The following is a 15,780-nucleotide window of genomic DNA, read 5'->3' as shown; positions in this document are numbered from 1 at the left end:
GGGTGGGGCGAACACGGTGCCGGGTGGGCCGGGTTCGGCGGTGGTGGGGGCGGGGGCGTTGCCGTCTGGTGAGGGGTATTGGGAGGTGACCGCGGCGGGGGCGGTGTTCAGCTTCGGGCAGGCGCCGTACCGGGGCGGGGCGAACACGCTCTGAGCGCCGGTCGGGTCGCAGGTGGCGGGAGACGAAGGGAGGCTCGATGGAGCAGTGGCGAGGGTCCAAGCGCAGGGCACGGGGAGCGGATCCCGGAGGCGGGTCGCGGCGCCCGGGCTGGTGGGTGCTCTGCGGGCTCCTGGCGGGCGGCGGGCTGGCGCTGGCCGCCTGCAGCAGCGCCTCGAGCGCGAGGGGCACGGCCGCCGCCGACCAGGCGACCCCGGCCGGCGCGACCGGCACCGGCGGGGGTGGAGGGACCCCGAAGGCCCCGCCGGGCGTCTCGGGCACGGTGGCCGCCGTGAACGCCGGAAGCTCGTCCATGGAGGTCCAGAACCCCGAGACGGGGCAGACCACGGTGAGCTGGACGGCCAGCACCAGGTTCGTTCAGACCGTCTCGGCCACCCTCGGCGCGGTGCGGGCCGGCGACTGCGTGGCGGTGAGCGGGACGCCGGCGGGGGGCACCAGCTCGACTCCGACCACGGTCGACGCCCAGCTGGTGACTATCACCGCGCCACCATCGGGTGGGAGCTGCACCAGCCGGTCGACCACGAGCGGTGGGGCACCGGGCGGGTTCGCCGGGTTCGCCGGGGGCTTCGCTGCCTTCGGCGGCGGGGCCGCCCGGTCCTCGAGGACCAACTCCACGCCCAGGACGGTGGCCAGCGTCGATGGCACCGTGCAGTCGGTCTCTGGTAACACGATCGTCGTGCAGGGGTTCAGCCGGAGCTTCACCATCACGCCGGGCAGGCGGCCGACCGGTTCCTCCCGGCAGTTCGCAGGCCGGCGGTCCACCAGCACGGGGAGCAGCCTGCCCACCATCGCGGTGACGGTGCAGGTGACCGGGACCACGAGCTACCGCCAGACCGGGCCGTCGACTCCCAGCGCTCTGGCCGTCGGCCAGTGCGTGACGGCCATCGGTCCCTCGAGCAGCACCGGGGCGGTGACCGCCCGGACGGTGGCCATCAGCCAGCCGGGCTCTTCGGGGTGCTTCGCCGGCGTCGGTCGCTTCGGCGCCCGAGGGAGCAGCACGGGCAGCGGCCAAGCGTCGGCCTGAGCCGAGCGGCGAGACGGGGACGGCAGTGGGGAGCGGCGGTCGCGGCGCTGCCCGGCCGCATCCCGCCGTCGTCGGTCTCGCCGCAGCCCTGATCGGCGCGGTCTTCGCCGTCCTGCGCACCGAGGTCGCCGGTCGGGGCACCATCGCCCGGCTCATCGTGGTCGGCCGGATCTACGGGAACCCGGCCCGGCTGCGGCCCGGCATCCCCACGGTCGCCGGTTCGGGCTACGACGGCCAGTTCTACTACCGCCTCGCCCTTGATCCCCTGGACCTCTCCCGGACGGCCTTCGGCATCACCTTCGACAGCTTGGAGCGGCCCGGTCGCATCGCCTACCCGGTGCTCGTCTGGCTCTTCAGCTTCGGCCACTGGAGCTTCGTGCCGGTGGCCCTCGTGGTGGTGAACGTCTGCTGCCTCGGGGTGGTCGCCGGGGTGGCCGCCGAGCTGGCCCGACGCTCGGGGCGCTCACCCCTGTGGGGCCTGGCGGTTTCCGGCTACTTCGGTTTCCTCTGGACCCTCGGGCGCGACCTGACGGAGCTGACCGCGGCGGCGTTCCTCCTCGCGGGTCTCTTGGCCCTGCGGGCTGGCCGCCCCTGGCTGGCTGGGATCCTGCTCGCGGTGGCAGCCCTCGGCCGGGAAACCGAGCTCCTGGCCGCCGGCTGCGTGGCCCTCGTGGACCTGGCCAGCCGCTGGCGACGGTGGCGTGGCGTGGGCGGTCTGGGGGCCGCGACGGCGGGCCCGGCCCGCCAGCGCCTCCGAGCCCTGCTGGCACGCCTGGGGGTGCCCGACGAGCCGGTTGGCCTCGGTGCCTGGGTCCTCCCGGCCCTCGTCTTCCTGGGGTGGCAGCTGACGGTGCTGACGGTCACCGGCCGGTCGCCCTTGCAGCGTTCGGGCTCGGCCAACCTCGCCGCGCCGTTCGTGGGCCTCGTGCACGGCTTGGCCCACTACCTGCCGGAGCTGCCCAAACCTGCCGCCGATATCTGGACGGTCGAGGTGCTGGCCCTCGGGCTGGTGAGCCTGGCTGCTGCCACCGCCCTGCGCCGGAGCCGGGTGCCGCTGTGGGAGAAGCTGCTGTGGGCCGGGTCGGCGGTGCTGGTGCTCTGCGTGGCCAAGGGCATCTGGCTGGGCAACGTCGGCCTGCGGAGCTTCGACGACCTCTACCTCTTGAGCTGGCTTGTCCTCCTCGGCCTGCCCGGCACCCGGGAGCAGACGGCGGCCAGGCCCGGCCGGCTCCGCCGGGCCCTCGAAGGGGGCCCGCAGGGACCGGGCTGGGTGCCGGGCCTCCTCGCTTTCGGGTGTGGCCTGGTCTGGCTCGGGGTCTTCGTTCAGCTCGTCCGCTTCATCTGATCGGCTCGCTCCCGTGCCGTCACGGTCCTGGCATGACAGGATCGGCCCATGGCTGCAGCGTCCCTCCCCTCGACCCACGCCCCGGGCCCGACCGCTCCTCGGGTCCTGGTCGGGCCCCGGCCGGCTCGCTTCGCCACCGACGCCGTGGCGGCCGGCGGTGGCCAGGTGGTGAGCGCCGACGAGGAGCCCGAGGCCGTCGTCTGGCTCGACCCTCGGGACATGGCCGGTCTCTCGGCTCTCCTCCGGGAGCTCCCCACGGTCCGGTGGGTCCAGCTGCCCTTCGCCGGGGTGGAGCGGGCGGTCGAAGCCGGTCTCATCGACCCTGGTCGCCGCTGGAGCTGCGCCAAGGGTGCCTACGCCGAGCCGGTGGCAGAGCACGCGTTGGCCCTCGCCCTGGCCGGGCTGCGGCAGCTGCCCCGGCGGGCCCGGGCCAGCAGTTGGGGTGAGCAAGGAGGCATCAGCCTCTACGACCAGCCGGTCTGCATCGTGGGCGGCGGAGGGATCGCCCAGGCCCTCCTGGGCCTGCTCGCGCCGTTCCGTGCCCGGGCCACCGTGGTCCGGCGCCGGCTGGACCCGGTGCCGGGCGCCGAGCGGGTCCTCGGGCCCGACCGGCTCGCCGAAGCGGTGGCCGACGCCCTGGTGGTGGTCCTCTGCGTGGCCCTCACCCCCGAGACCCGCGGCATGGTCGACGCCTCGGTCCTCCGGGCGATGCGATCCGACGCCTGGCTGGTGAACGTGGCCCGGGGCGGCCACGTCGTCACCGACGACCTCGTGCGCGCCCTGCAGGAAGGCTGGATCGGCGGGGCGGCCCTCGACGTGACCGACCCCGAGCCCCTTCCCGAGGGCCACCCCCTCTGGCAGCTGCCCACCTGCCTCATCACCCCGCACACCGCGGACACCTGGGAGATGATCCAGCCCCTCCTCGCCCGCCGGGTCCAGGAGAACGTGGCCCGCTTCGCCCGAGGCGAGCCCCTCGTCGGGGAGGTCGACCCGAGCGCCGGCTACTGAGCCGGCTCGCGCCCCGGTCCCCGACTGGCGGAGCGCCGAGGGGCCAGCGCCCTCAGGGGGCGTGCGGCAGGACGTCGACGCTGAGCGAGGAGGGGGCCGCGGCGTCCTGCGAGATGGCGTAGACGCCGCCGGCGAGCTCGGGGAGTTGCTCCAGGAGGGGCACGAGATGGGGGGTGTCGGTGGTCGCGATGGTGACCCGCAGCCGATCACCCCGGGCGATGGTCACGAAGGTGGGGAAGATCTGGATGTCGTAGGTCGTGAGCTTTCCGGGGACCACCGGTCTCGCCGAGGCTTCGGTGGAGGGGTGGTAGGGGTACAGCATCGTGCCGCCCAGCACCCAGGAGCGCTGGGGGTTCACGGCCCGGAGCGAACCGAGGAGGGCCCCTTCGGTCAGGGGGAAGGACGTGCCGTTCGGCGTGACCTCCTCGACCTCGGCGACCAGCTCGGTCTCGGGTGTCGTGGCCGCGGCGACCACGGTGGCCTCGATGGGCCCGGCGATGGTCAGGGGCGAGGTGAGGGGCGGCGTCGTCCAGGTCGCCGCCCAGGGACCGATCTGGGTGGTGTTGTCCGCGTCGGCGCACGGGGGCAGCACGCCGATGGTCTGGGCCGGGACGGAGATCCCGCCCATCGCCCACTGGTCGATGGGACGGCCACACGGCGAGCCGCTCGGGCTCCAGACGATCCGTCGGGGCGTAGCGTGCACCGGTGGCCGACCTGGCGCCAGGACGCCGCCGGGCCGGAAGGTGAAGGTGGTCGGGTGGGCTCCGGCGAAGGGATAGGTGGTGGTCTCGTCCCAGGTGCCGGTGCCGAGGTCGTAGTAGTGCAGCGGCGTGGGGGTCTCGGCCATACCGGTGTGCTCCCCCTTCAGCCAGGTGTCGAACCACTCCAGCTCGAGCTCGTCGACGTCGAGGGAGGAGCCGTTCAGGTGCTCCCAGGGGCCGTCGAGGAGCTGGTAGCGACCGGTGACGGGCTGGTTGGGCAGCATCGGGGCGCCGACGGGCCGGTGGTCGTAGGCGTTCTGCAGGCCGGCGTAGTTGAGCGGCTCGCCGTTCTGGAACAGGTCGAACTCGCCCCCCACGAGATAGGCAGGGATGCCGTTGGCCACGATCCTTGCCAGGACGTTCGCCGGGTTGCGGAGCTGCCAGTAGGTCCCGTCGTAGGCCTCGCTCCTGCCGCCGAGCACGTTGGCCTCGGTGGCGGCGTGGTAGGACGCGAGGCCCGAGGTGTGGTCGAGCTCGATCCCGGCGAGGTCCGCGAGGAGGGCCGGGTCGCTCGCCGTGTCCACCACCGGGTTGGCCTCGTTCAGCGCGCCGGTCAGCCCCAGGTAGAGCTCACTGAACTCGAAGTCGACGAGGCCGCCCATGAACGCGGTGTCCCGGTAGATGTCGTTGGCGGCCACCATCGGGAAGATCGCCTTGAGCGGCGAGTGGGGCCCGATCGCCCCGGCCAGCAGCAGCTGGTCGATGCCGAGATACGACGGCCCGTAGGTCCCGACCTTGCCGTCGGCGTGGGGCAGGTGGGCGCACCAGTCGACCACCTTGATGGCGTCCGCCTGCTGGATCGGGTCGAAGAGGCCCCACTGGCCCCCGGAGTCCCCGGTGCCCCGGACGTCCATCACGACGTCGATGAACCCCCGTTCGACCAGGTAGTCGTTCGGACCGCCGGTCGGGCTGCCATTGGAGGGTTCGGCGGCCGAGCCCGGTGCCGAGCTCCCTCCTTGCCCCTTGCCGTAGGGGGTCATGGTGAGCAGCACCGGGAACGGTCCTGGTGCCGGGGCGCCGTCGGCCAGGGTCGGGTAGATCTCGTCGACCCGGATCGTGGTGCCCCCGGCCCCGCGCACGGGGATGTCGTTGATCGAGGCCGTGCCGTAGACGGCGGGCTGGGGTGCCCAGTGGCTGCCCGGTGCCGAGCTGGCCGCCAGGACGCTGGCCGGCACCGTCGGGTCGAGCCCCACCAGGCTCGCCGGTGCCGACTCCACCGCGGGAGAGCCCGGTGGGGGCGCGGGGACCGTGGCGGCCGCCGGCGACGACCAGGCCAGCAGGCCAGCCAGGACCCCGAGCGCGGCGAGGACCGAGGCCCGAACCTCCCTCGCGGACGCTGACGACCGTGGACGCTCGCTGCGTCGTTGCATGGCTCTCGCACCCCTCCCCGTCGCTCCCGGTCGAGTCCCCGAAATGGGAACCGGTTCGAGCGGTCGACCTTGCGGTTGCCCTGGGGTCTTGACGATCGTCCCTGCTCGGGCGAGGATGAAAGCAGAAGTAAGTGTATACCGACGTATGAGCGAACGGGGTCCGCAGCGTCGCGGCCCGGGTCGATGCGTCGGGTCGGGGAGGGGAGCAGGGATGCCGGTCGAGGTGGCGGTGCCCAGGCAGGTGGCCGAGCGGCTGAACGTTGCCAGCGTGCAGCGTCGGTGGTACCCGTTCGAGGCGGACGTGATCGACTGGTCGGTCCCCCTGGATGGTTCCTGGGCCTACGTGGCCGCAGGCCACTCGATCTTCTCCGCGTCGGGGGTCCTCGACCGCTTGGCCCCCGAGGACCGCAGCTTCGTGGAGCGCTGGGAGGTCACCCAGACCATGCGGAACGTGGCCCACGGGGAGCATCTGCTCAACCAGGGGATCCTGGCGCTCCTCTGGCACGTCGACCCCTACGACCCCAGCTTCCGCTACCTGCTGCACGAGGTGGCCGAGGAGTGCCAGCACATGGCCATGTTCAACCACTGGGTCCGCTTGAACGCCGACATCGCGACCCGGGACATGGGCGAGGAGCAGTGGGCCAAGACCATGGCGGCGTTCACCATGGACCTCGCTGTCCGCCTCCCCGAGGCGTTCTGGGTGAACGTGCTGCTCTTCGAGTTCGTGGGCGACGAGGCCAACCAGGCCACCCGGTCGAACCCGGTCGGGGACGACGGTCGACCGCTCCACCCGATCCTGGTGCAGATGGGCGTGGCGCACACCTCGGAGGAGGCCCGGCACATCGCGTACGCCCGCAGGTGGCTCGAGGAGGGCATGGCCAGGCTCGGCGACGACGAGGTGGCGGAGGTCCAGCGCTTGGCCGAGCTCGGCGCCGGGATGGTGGTCGAGCGGCGCCAGTTCCTGCCGGTGCGGTACTCGAGGCAACTGGCGCCTTACCTCTCGAAGGAGGAGTTCGAGGCCGCCAGGCAGGCCACCCCGGCGTCGAAGGCCCTGCTGCGCCAGCTCCGCAAGCTCCTGGCGTTCTTCGAGGAGCACCGGGTCGTGCGGGCCGAGACCGTCCGGCGCTGGGAGGACGCCGGTGCCTTCGAGTGAGCCGGCCCCGGGCGACGCGCCCGGCGGGGACCGGCGTCGCCGGGACACCCGACGGCGGCTCCTTGCGGCTGCGGCCGAGCGGTTCGCCGAGAAGGGCTACGCCGCCACCAGCGTGGCCGAGATCGAGCAGGCCGTCGGCCTGCGGCCCGGGGCCGGGGGCCTCTACCGGCACTTCGCCTCCAAGGAGGCCCTGCTGGTCGCCGTCGTCGAGGGGTACCGCGACCGGCTCTCCCTCGTCCGCCAGACCCTGGCGGCGCTGCCCGCCGACGATGCCGTGGCGACCCAGCTGGAGCGGGTCTGCCTGGCCCTCGTGGCGTTCCTCGCCGACGAGCGCGCCGTGGTCCGGATCGGCGCCGAGCTCGCCGCCCTGCCGGCACGGGCCCGGCTGGTGATCGGGCAGGCCTGGGACGAGGCCCATGGGGCCTTCGCCGACGTGTTCGAGCGGGCCGGGGTGGCGCCCGGCCGGGCAGCCGCCCTCGGCGTGGCCGCCCTCGGGGAGCTGGCGCACTACCTCGAGCACGAGCGGACCTTCGGTTCCCCTCCCCTCGGGGTGTCCCTCGGCACTTTCCTCGCCTCCTGGCAGGCCCGGTGGGCTCGGGTCGTCGAGGAGGAGACCACGTCCTAGCGGGGTGTGGCCCCGGCGACGATCGTGGACCACCCGAACCACACCGCGATTCCATGCCAGACGACTTGCATGACGACCATACCAATGGTACGAAAACCATTGCATTGGTCGCATTCGTCGTGGTCGGGTGATGGCACGTCGGGAACCAGCAGCGCGCCGGACCAAGGAAGAGGTGGCAGAGGCCGCCCTCGCCCTGTTCTGCGAACGCGGCTACCACGCGGTGACGGTGGACGACATCGTCCAGGCGGCCGGGGTGACGAAAGGCGCCTTCTACTACTACTTCGCCGACAAGGAGGACCTGGCGACCGACCTCTGGCGCCGGTCGTGGCGGCGCTTGGCGGACGCCGCGGCGGGGTCCTTGCGGGAGGACCTCGGGCTGGCCGAGAACCTGAAGCGGAGCCTGCGGGCCATGCTGGACGCCCTCTCGGGGCTGGGGGAGGCCCGGTTCTTCCTGCGGGACGCCTGGGTGCTCCCGTCGGTGGAGGTGGCCGGCCGGGTCGACCAGGAGGAGGCCGGGTCGCTGCTCGGCTCGCTCCTCGCGGAGGCCCAGGCGCGAGGGGAGCTGACCGTGGAGGCGACGGCGGCGACGAAGGTCCTTCTCGGGGCCTTCGCCGAGGGGGTGCTCCACGTCCTGACGGTCGGGGAGGTGGAGCCGACCCTGGCGGTGCTGGACCGGGTGGTCGACGCCCTCGTGGAGCCGGCGCCTCGTGCCGCCGGGCCGGCGCGCCGGGCACGGGGGGACCAGCGGGCCGGGGTCGGCTGAGCACGGTCGGGAGGAGGACTGGGTGGGGAGCTGGAGGACCCGCAGCCTCTGGACCAGTCGAGCAGGGAGCCCGGGCGAGCTCGAGCCGCTCCGGGGCACGCGGGTGGCCGACGTGGTGGTCGTGGGTGCCGGCTTCACCGGCCTGTGGGCCGCTCTGGCCCTCGTCGAGGCCGATCCGGCGCTGGACGTGGCGGTGCTGGAGGCCAAGGCCGCCGGCTACGGCGCGAGCGGGCGCAACGGGGGCTTCGCTATGACCATGGTGGGTCGGAACCTCCACGACCTGCTCCGCAAGGTCGGGCCCACCCGGGCCCGGGCCACCCACCTCGCCATGCGGGAGCAGCTGCGCGAGATCCGAGCCTTCTGCGAGCGGGAGGGGATCGCCTGCGACCTGCGGGCACCGGGGCTCCTCACCGTGTCGAACGGCCCCGAACAGGACCACCGGATCCGCCAGGACCTCCAGGCGGCGGAGCGCCTCGGCCTCGACGACCTCGAGGAGCGCTCGGGGACCCAGTGCCGGGCCCTGGTCGACAGCCCTCGGATCCGTCTGGGCCACTTCGAGCGGGACTGCCTCCTGGTCGACCCGGCCGCGCTCTGCCTAGGGCTCAGGGAGGCGGCCAGGCGCCGCGGGGTGACGGTGCACGAGGCGAGCCCGGTGCTGTCCTTAGCCGAGACCCCCACGGGGGTGCGGGCCCGCACCCCCGGCGGCGAGGTCCACGCCGACCGAGCGGTCCTGGCCACGAACGCCTACGCCGCGGCCGTGCCCGCCCTCCGGCGGTTCCTGTTCACCGTCTACGCCTACATCGTGGTGAGCGAGCCGCTGGACCCGGCCCAGTGGGACCGGGTCGGGTGGTCGACGGGGGTGGGGGTGGAGGACAAGCGGATCATGCCCCACTTCCACCGCCCGACCCCCGACGGCCGGATCCTCTGGGGCGGGCGGGACGCCCCCATCGCCTTCGGTCCTCCCGACCCTCGCCGGGACCGGGACCCCCGGGTGTTCTGGCGCCTCGAGGAGAGCTTCCGCTGGGCCTTCCCCCAGCTCGCCGACGTGGCCATCGCCGGCGGCTGGGGCGGCCCGGTGTGCGGCACGGTGAACTGCTTCGCCACGGTCGGTTTCCTGGGCCGGCGCCAGCGGATCTGCTACGCCCTCGGCTATGCCGGCCACGGGGTCGCCCAGTCCCGGCTGGCCGGCCTCATCGTCCGGGACCTGCTCCTCGAGCAGCGGACCGAGCGGTGCGAGCTGCCCCTCGTCACGAAGGCACCCGTTCCCCTGCCCCCCGAGCCCCTCGGGCGCTGGCTGGTGGGCGGCGCCCAGCGGATCCTCCAAGAGGTGGACGACCGCCAGGACGACCGGCCGGCCCTGGCCCGCCTGGCCCTCGCCGCCCTCGAGTGAGCGGGCACTGCCCCTGGGGCTGGGTCGGTCAGGGCCAGGGCGGGGGTGGGGGGATCGGCTCGTCGCTCTCGAGCTCACTGGCGTCGAGGCGGCCGGTCGCCCAGCCCACGAGGGCAGGCAGGTCTCCCCGGAGGGCCCGGGGCCCCGAACCGATGCGCCGGTCGCCGACCACGAAGCACAGGCCCGGGTCCCGCCCGGCGCGCTGCCAGGCCGCCGTGACGTCTTCGAGGAGGGCGAGGAGCAGTGCCTCGGGCAGGTCCGAGAAGCCCGTGCCGGCGGCGAGGTCGACGGCGTGGACCCAGACCTCTCGGCAGCGCAGCCAGGGGACCGTCGAGGCGGGGACCGAGCGGCCCTGGGCGGTGGTCACCTCGGCCCCCCAGGCCGCCGGCGGCAGGGACCGGAGGGCCTCGGCGAACCGGCCGGCTGCCTCCTCGCAGTCGGCGACCAGGGCCGAAGGGTCCTGGGCGGCGCTCTCGGCGATGGCCGCGTCCCGGGCTTCCCGGGAGGGGTACATCGGGGTGGGCTGGCCGGTCCGAGCCCAGTGAAGGAGGTTGCCGAGGGCGTCCGCGTTGCGGGCCACGTGGGCGACCACCATCCGCCGGGGCCAGCCCGGCAGCAGGGAGGGCCCGTCGAGGTCCTCCGGGCCGAGCGTGTCGAGGAGGGTCCGCAGGTGCGCCTCCCCGGCCTCCCACCAGGCGAGGACCTCGGGGGACGGGGACGGCGAGGCGCTCACCGGGCGCTCCCCCCGGCCCGGGTCCCGTGGCGGAGGAGACCGAGCCGCTCGAAGACCGGGGCGTCGGAGAAGCAGAAGAGGTCCAGGCCGCCCGTCCCGGCCAGGAACCGCAGCTCGGCCCAGGAGGGCACGGCCAGCAGGTCGCCTCGCCCGAGGGTCATCGAGCCCGAGGCGACCTCGGCGGTCCCCGAACCCGCGGTGACCTGCCAGACCGCCGACTCGCTGCTCCGGTGCCAGGGGGTGCTGGCCCCGGGCCGGAGCCGGTGGAACTCGAGGCGGATGGTCGGCAGGGCGTCGGCGCCGGTGGCCGGGTTGGTGACCCGCACCGCGGCGTGCCCCGGTTCGAGCACACCGGGATGGCCCTCGTCCTCGAGGGCCAGCTGGGCGGCCAGGGCCTCGTCGATGCGCTCGGCGCGGTAGGCGACGAGGGGGGAGGCGAGCGGTGCCGGCGCGCCGAGGGCGGCGACGGGGGCGAGGCCGGGCTGGCCCCAGAGCCGTTCGCTGCGGCTTCGGGCAGGGGTCCCCGCGTCCTCGGGCTCGGCCGGCCCGTACTCGAAGAACCCCTGGTCCATCTGGGCGACGAAGGGGATGTCCAGGCCGTCGAGCCACGCCATGGGCCGGTCGGTCACGTTGCGGTGCCCGTGGAAGCACCAGCCCGGGGTGAGGAGCAGGTCCCCGGCGCGCATGGCGACCGGGTCCCCGTCGACCACCGTCCAGACCCCCTCGCCCTCCAGGACGAAGCGGAACGCCGACTGGCTGTGGCGGTGCGAGGGTGCCGCTTCCCGTGGGCCGAGGTACTGGATGGCGGCCCAGAGGGTCGGCGTTGCGTAGGGCGCCCCGCCGAGCCCGGGGTTCGCCAGGCTGATGGCTCGCCGCTCCCCGCCCCGGCCGACCGGGACGAGCTCGGCGGCTCGGGCTGCCAGGGGGAGGAGCTCGTCCCAGCGCCAGAGGGCCGGCTGCGCGCGGGGTGTCGGTTCGGTGGGCATGAGGCCTTCCCGGATGGTCCACAACGGCACCAAGCCCTGGCGGGCCAGGTCCTCGTAGAGCTCGGCCAGCTCGGCCTCCTCGGCCACCGGCTCCGGGCTGGTGCGAGTCATCTCGGCCTCCTTTCTCGGTCCTCCGCTGCGGCCCGCCGGGCCGCCTCGGCCCGGAGGGCCGCTTTGTCGATCTTGCCCACCGCGGTCGTCGGGAGCTGGTCCACGAGCTCGAGGCGTTCGGGCAGGAGCAGCGGGGAGACCCCCGTGGGCGCTAGCGCGGCCCGCAGGCCGGCGAGGGTCAGGGTGGTCCCGGGGGCGAGGACGGCGAAGAGGCAGACTCGTTCGCCGAGCTCCGGGTCGGGCACCGCCACGGCAGCGCACTGGCGGACCCCGGAGAGACGGTAGGCGAGGTTCTCGACCTCCTCGGCGCTGATCTTCTCGCCGCCCCGGTTCACGATGTCCTTCTCCCGGCCCTCGACCACCAGGTTGCCGTCGTCCCGGCGGACCACGACGTCCCCCGTGCGGTACCAGCCGTCCGGATCGAAGCTCCGGGCGTTGTGCTCAGGTGCCCGGTAGTAGCCCCGGATCGTGTACGGCCCGCGGGTGAGCAGCAACCCCGCGACCCCGGGGGGCACGTCCCGCCCCGCCTCGTCGACCACCCGGATCTCGTCCCCGGGGCTGAGCGGCCGGCCCTGGGTCGCGCACCGGACCTCCTTCGGGTCATCGAGGCGGGTGTAGTTCACCAGGCCCTCGGCCATCCCGAAGACTTGCTGCAGCGTCACCCCGAGGACCGCTTCGACCCGCCTGGCCACCTCCTCGGCCAGCCGGGCCCCGCCAACCTGGAGGAGCCGGAGGCTCTCGAGCTGGTCGGCCCCGTGGGCCTCGGCGTGGGTCAGCCACCGCTGGGCGACGGCCGGCACGACGGCGGTGACGGTCACCCGCTCGGCGGCGATGGTGGCGAAGGCCCGCTCGGGCTCGGGGGAGTCGAGCATCACCACCCGCCCGCCACGGAGCACGGTGCCGAGGATCCCCGGGCAGGCCAGGGGGAAGTTGTGGCCCCCGGGCAGGGCGACCAGGTAGGCGTCCCCCGGGCCCAGCCGGCAGAGCTCGGCGCTGGCCCGGGCGTTGTACCCGTAGTCGTCGTGGGTCCGGGGGATGAGCTTCGGCGTGCCGGTGGTGCCCCCTGAGAGCAGAAAGAGGGCCACCTGGCGACCCGAGGGGGCCTGCGCGTCGAGCCGGGCCGCGCTCGCCTCCGGGTCCGGCGGCTCGGCGCACCAGGCGGTCAGGTCGACTTGGCCGGGGCCCCGGGGTTCCCCGACGGCGAGCACCGACCGCAGCGTCGACCCGGGGGCCCGGGTGATGGCCTCGGCGATGGCCAGGTGATCCACCCCTCGATGGACCTCGGGGACGGCGATGGCCACGGCGTCGCTGTGGGCCGCCAGCTCGCCGAGCTCCCGTTCCCGGTGGGCGGGCAGGGCCATCACCGGCACGACCCCGGCGCGCAGGCAGGCCAGGGTCAGCACGACGAACTGCCAGCAGTTCGGGAGCTGGACCAGCAGCCGGTCTCCGGGCTGCAGCCCGAGGTCCTCGAGGAGCGCGACGGCGAGCCCATCTGCCCGGGCCAGCAGGGACCGGAAGGTCAAGCGGGTCGTCCCGTCGACGAGGGCCAGCGCCTCGGGGGTCCGGAGGCCCGCTCGACGCAGCACCGCACCGAGCGGCTGCCCGATCCAGTACCCCTCGGCGACGTAGCGGCGGGCGAACTCCTCCGGCCAGGGCACCAGGCCCTCCTCCAGGGGGCGGGGTGTCGCCCGGGTCGTCATCGCTGGGCCCCCTCGGGGACCCCCACCAGGTCGCAGCGACCCGAGAGCACCGCAGTGACCGCCAGGTCCTCGAGCTCGGGCCCCTCGGCCTCCTCGACCACCAGGGTCGTGGAACCCTCCTCCAGGCGGGCCGCCTCGCCGAGCAGCCGGCGGGTGAGCGGGGTGCCGCCCCGCACCGCCACCAACACCGGGTGCTCCGCAACACCCTTGGCCAGCACCGCCTGCGCCTCCCCGAGCCCCTCCTCGCCGGACGGCGCGTCGAGGACCAGGCCCCAGGGTCCCCTGCCCGGCGCGGGACGGTTCCGCAAGGGGAGCAGCCCGTCGGGGAGCACCACGGCGTCGCCTCGCACCTCGACCAGTCGACCCGGCACCCGCCGGTCGCCGAGGCGTAGCGAGCTGGCCAGCGGCCGGGCCCCGTGGACCGCCCGCCAGCGGGCGTGGGTGGCGTCCACGAACCCCGAGTCCCGGCGTCGCAGCCGGGACTCGGGCAGGGAGCGGGTGAAGAAGTGGTACGCGAACTGCCAGGGCGGCAGGGCCCGATAGGCGCGGCCGAAGTGCTCCCACCAGGCCAGGCTCGGCCGGGCGGCCGCCTGGATCCGCTCCACCTCGGGCCGCCGGACGGCCTCGTAGGCCCGGAGCGCCGCCTCGAGGTCACCCGGGTGCTGATCCAGGGCCTCGACCAGGGCCACGGCGTCCTCCATGGCCATCTTCGTGCCCGAGCCGACCGAGAAGTGGGCGGTGTGCGCCGCGTCCCCGAGGAGCACCACCGGCACCCGCCCCGCCACCACCCACCAGCGCGCCGCCCGGCGGGTCACGAAGCTCGACCAGCGGGAACGGTTCACGAGCAGCCGGTGGCCCCCGAGGTGCTCGGCGAAGAGGTGCTCAAGGAACGGGAGCGTCCGGGGTAGCGCACCCTCTCCGTCCTCGACCCCGTCCTGGTCCAGACCGGCCGCTTCCCAGGCGGCCTCGTCGGTCTCCACGATGAACGTCGAGAGGCCTCCACCGACCGGGTAGGCGTGGACCGCGAACACCCCGGCGGGATCCTGCTCGTGGAGGAACGTCAGGCCAGGGAACGGGCAGGTCGTGCCCAGCCAGACGAACCGGGCCCGGGCGGTCGCCACCTCGGCGCCGAAGGCCGACGCGAAGCGTCCTCGGAGCGCCGAGTGGGTGCCGTCCGCGCCGACGACCAGGTCGAACCCGTCCTCGAGGACGTCCTCGGGGCGGACGGTCCTCCCCGAGTGCAGTACCACCCCCGCCTCGGTCGCCGAGCGCTCAAGGAGTCCCAGCAAGGTGCTGCGACGCAGGGCGCCCATCCCGTTCCCGCCACAGCCGTAGCGCTCGCCCCGGAGCCGGACCTCGATCTGCTCCCAGTGCGTGCCCTCCGCCACCATGGCCTCGTGCAGGCCGGGGTCGACCGCCTCCAGGCCGGCGAGCGTCCGATCCGAGAACACGACGCCAAACCCGAAGGTCCGAGCCGGCTCGTGCCGCTCGAAGACGTGCACCTCTCGTCCCGGTTGCGACCGCTTGGCCAGCGTGGCGAAGAACAACCCGCCGGGTCCTCCCCCGAGCACCCCGAGGCGCATACCCACCCCCTCCGGCGCCGGCCCAGACCAAGTGTGGCGCCGAGATGACGACCGCCTGAATTCTGACATAGCTTGGGGGTGGTGTCGAACCTCGTGCTGGATCGCGCCAAGGCGCCCCCGGAACCCGTCGAGCACGAGATCTCTGCCGGCCCCCGGCGCCCCCGGGCGGTGCTGTTCGACCTCTTCGGTGACCACCTGCGCCACCACGGCGGTCGGGTGGGCACGCCGACCCTGGTCGCCTTGCTCGGTGTCCTCGGGATCCCCGAGGCCAGTGCCCGCAGCGCCCTGGTCCGCATGCGCAGGGAGGGTTGGCTGGCGAGCGCACGGGCCGGGAGGACCGTGCAGTGGGCCCTCACTCCACGGGCCGTTGCCCTCCTGGACGAGGGCCGGGAACGCATCTTCGAGTGGCGGACGCCGGTCTGGGACGGGTGTTGGCGGATGGTGATCTTCCATGTGCCCGAGCGGGACCGGGAGCAGCGGCACCGGGTACGACGGATCCTGGCCTGGTTCGGGTTCGGGCCCCTTGCCGGTGGGACCTGGATCAGCCCCCACGACCGGCTCGAGGAGGTGGCCGCGGCGCTGGCCGAGCGGGCCGCTGCCGCCCGGGTCGATCTCTTCACCGGGACCACCGCCGGGCCCGGCGCCGATCGGGACCTGGTCGAACGGTGTTGGGACCTGCGGGGCCTGGCGCAGGACTACCGGGGTTTCCTCGCCCGGCTGGACCACCTTCCGCCCCCCGCCCGTCTCGAGCGCCTCGCGGGGGCAGACGCCCTGCGGCTCCAGATCGACCTGGTGGCCCACTACCGTCAGTTCCCCTTCCGGGACCCGAATCTCCCCGCTGAGCTCCTCCCCGAGGACTGGCCTGGCGCCGCCGCGCACCGGGCGTTTCGCGAGGCCCACGACGCGCTGGCTGGCCCCGCGGGCCACTTCGTGGCCCAGGTGCTTGCCGAGCAGGTGGGCTGAGGGCAGCCGGAGAAGGCCGCCCAACCCGAAAAGGGGCCATTCGGCCCTGGTCGGCCCCGCCCGCTCCGGCGATCCTCGGTGGTGGAG

General features: G+C 74.3%; 13 protein-coding genes. 8 read left to right on the top strand and 5 right to left on the bottom strand.

The window, feature by feature from the left end; genetic code table 11:
• Window positions 1-197 precede the first annotated feature (197 nt).
• The 3 genes from Acit_RS06765 to Acit_RS06755 are packed head-to-tail and all read left to right on the top strand — an operon-like array spanning window position 198 to window position 3,555.
• The gene (locus Acit_RS06765; RefSeq protein ID WP_248107248.1) at window positions 198-1,202 is read left to right on the top strand and encodes a DUF5666 domain-containing protein; all 1,005 of its coding nucleotides are present in this window, start codon (window positions 198-200) and stop codon (window positions 1,200-1,202) included.
• Window positions 1,203-1,227: 25 nt separating this feature from the next.
• A complete protein-coding gene (locus Acit_RS06760) occupies window positions 1,228-2,547 on the top strand; it encodes a hypothetical protein (protein ID WP_248107247.1) in 1,320 nt (439 codons plus the stop codon).
• A 48-nt stretch (window positions 2,548-2,595) separates the two neighbouring features.
• On the top strand, window positions 2,596-3,555 hold the full coding sequence (locus tag Acit_RS06755; protein WP_248107245.1) for a D-isomer specific 2-hydroxyacid dehydrogenase family protein: 960 nt from the start codon (window positions 2,596-2,598) through the stop codon (window positions 3,553-3,555).
• A 52-nt stretch (window positions 3,556-3,607) separates the two neighbouring features.
• Here the strand turns inward: Acit_RS06755 and Acit_RS06750 are convergent, their stop codons facing one another.
• Window positions 3,608-5,533 (bottom strand): CocE/NonD family hydrolase, encoded by a 1,926-nt coding sequence (locus Acit_RS06750; RefSeq protein ID WP_248107243.1) that lies wholly within the window; start codon window positions 5,531-5,533, stop codon window positions 3,608-3,610.
• Between the two features lie 364 nt (window positions 5,534-5,897).
• Here Acit_RS06750 and Acit_RS06745 point away from each other — a divergent pair, with 364 nt between their 5' ends.
• The 4 genes from Acit_RS06745 (at window position 5,898) to Acit_RS06730 (ending at window position 9,617) form a co-directional block, all read left to right on the top strand.
• A complete protein-coding gene (locus Acit_RS06745) occupies window positions 5,898-6,839 on the top strand; it encodes a diiron oxygenase (protein ID WP_248107234.1) in 942 nt (313 codons plus the stop codon).
• Entirely contained in the window at window positions 6,826-7,464 is a 639-nt protein-coding gene (locus Acit_RS06740; RefSeq protein WP_248107232.1) for a TetR/AcrR family transcriptional regulator, read from the top strand. The genes Acit_RS06745 and Acit_RS06740 overlap by 14 nt, the downstream gene beginning before the upstream one ends.
• Window positions 7,465-7,636: 172 nt before the next feature.
• A complete protein-coding gene (locus Acit_RS06735) occupies window positions 7,637-8,227 on the top strand; it encodes a TetR/AcrR family transcriptional regulator (RefSeq protein ID WP_248107229.1) in 591 nt (196 codons plus the stop codon).
• 22 nt (window positions 8,228-8,249) lie between these two features.
• A complete protein-coding gene (locus Acit_RS06730) occupies window positions 8,250-9,617 on the top strand; it encodes an NAD(P)/FAD-dependent oxidoreductase (RefSeq protein WP_248107227.1) in 1,368 nt (455 codons plus the stop codon).
• A gap of 28 nt (window positions 9,618-9,645) precedes the next feature.
• On the opposite strand, the gene Acit_RS06725 is transcribed toward Acit_RS06730, so the two are convergent.
• The 4 genes from Acit_RS06725 to Acit_RS06710 are packed head-to-tail and all read right to left on the bottom strand — an operon-like array spanning window position 9,646 to window position 14,730.
• Window positions 9,646-10,350, bottom strand: a complete 705-nt coding sequence (locus Acit_RS06725) for a maleylpyruvate isomerase family mycothiol-dependent enzyme (RefSeq protein WP_248107225.1) — start codon at window positions 10,348-10,350, stop codon at window positions 9,646-9,648.
• Entirely contained in the window at window positions 10,347-11,447 is a 1,101-nt protein-coding gene (locus Acit_RS06720) for a cupin domain-containing protein (RefSeq protein ID WP_248107219.1), read from the bottom strand. Before Acit_RS06720 ends, Acit_RS06725 begins: the two co-directional genes overlap by 4 nt.
• Window positions 11,444-13,147 carry a (2,3-dihydroxybenzoyl)adenylate synthase gene (locus Acit_RS06715; RefSeq protein ID WP_248107217.1) on the bottom strand — a complete coding sequence of 568 codons (1,704 nt, stop codon included), beginning with the start codon at window positions 13,145-13,147 and terminating at the stop codon, window positions 11,444-11,446. Before Acit_RS06715 ends, Acit_RS06720 begins: the two co-directional genes overlap by 4 nt.
• A complete protein-coding gene (locus Acit_RS06710; protein WP_248107215.1) occupies window positions 13,144-14,730 on the bottom strand; it encodes an FAD-dependent monooxygenase in 1,587 nt (528 codons plus the stop codon). The genes Acit_RS06715 and Acit_RS06710 overlap by 4 nt, the downstream gene beginning before the upstream one ends.
• Before the next feature lie 81 nt (window positions 14,731-14,811).
• On the opposite strand from Acit_RS06710, the gene Acit_RS06705 reads away from it, so the two are divergent.
• Window positions 14,812-15,693 (top strand): PaaX family transcriptional regulator, encoded by an 882-nt coding sequence (locus Acit_RS06705; protein ID WP_248107213.1) that lies wholly within the window; start codon window positions 14,812-14,814, stop codon window positions 15,691-15,693.
• Window positions 15,694-15,780: the final 87 nt, after the last annotated feature.

Origin of the sequence: Aciditerrimonas ferrireducens, from assembly GCF_023130475.1 — a bacterium.
Taxonomy (GTDB): Bacteria; Actinomycetota; Acidimicrobiia; order Acidimicrobiales; family UBA8190; genus Aciditerrimonas; species Aciditerrimonas ferrireducens.
This window is presented reverse-complemented; position numbering and strand designations above follow the sequence as displayed.

What these genes read in the sequence shown, in the direction of transcription:
- Acit_RS06745 (WP_248107234.1), top strand. Translation starts at nt 5,898, where the DNA reads ATGCCGGTCGAGGTGGCGGTGCCCAGGCAGGTGGCCGAGCGGCTGAAC.
- Acit_RS06765 (WP_248107248.1), top strand. Translation starts at nt 198, where the DNA reads ATGGAGCAGTGGCGAGGGTCCAAGCGCAGGGCACGGGGAGCGGATCCC.
- Acit_RS06715 (WP_248107217.1), bottom strand. Translation starts at nt 13,147, where the DNA reads ATGACGACCCGGGCGACACCCCGCCCCCTGGAGGAGGGCCTGGTGCCC.
- Acit_RS06755 (WP_248107245.1), top strand. Translation starts at nt 2,596, where the DNA reads ATGGCTGCAGCGTCCCTCCCCTCGACCCACGCCCCGGGCCCGACCGCT.
- Acit_RS06720 (WP_248107219.1), bottom strand. Translation starts at nt 11,447, where the DNA reads ATGACTCGCACCAGCCCGGAGCCGGTGGCCGAGGAGGCCGAGCTGGCC.
- Acit_RS06710 (WP_248107215.1), bottom strand. Translation starts at nt 14,730, where the DNA reads ATGCGCCTCGGGGTGCTCGGGGGAGGACCCGGCGGGTTGTTCTTCGCC.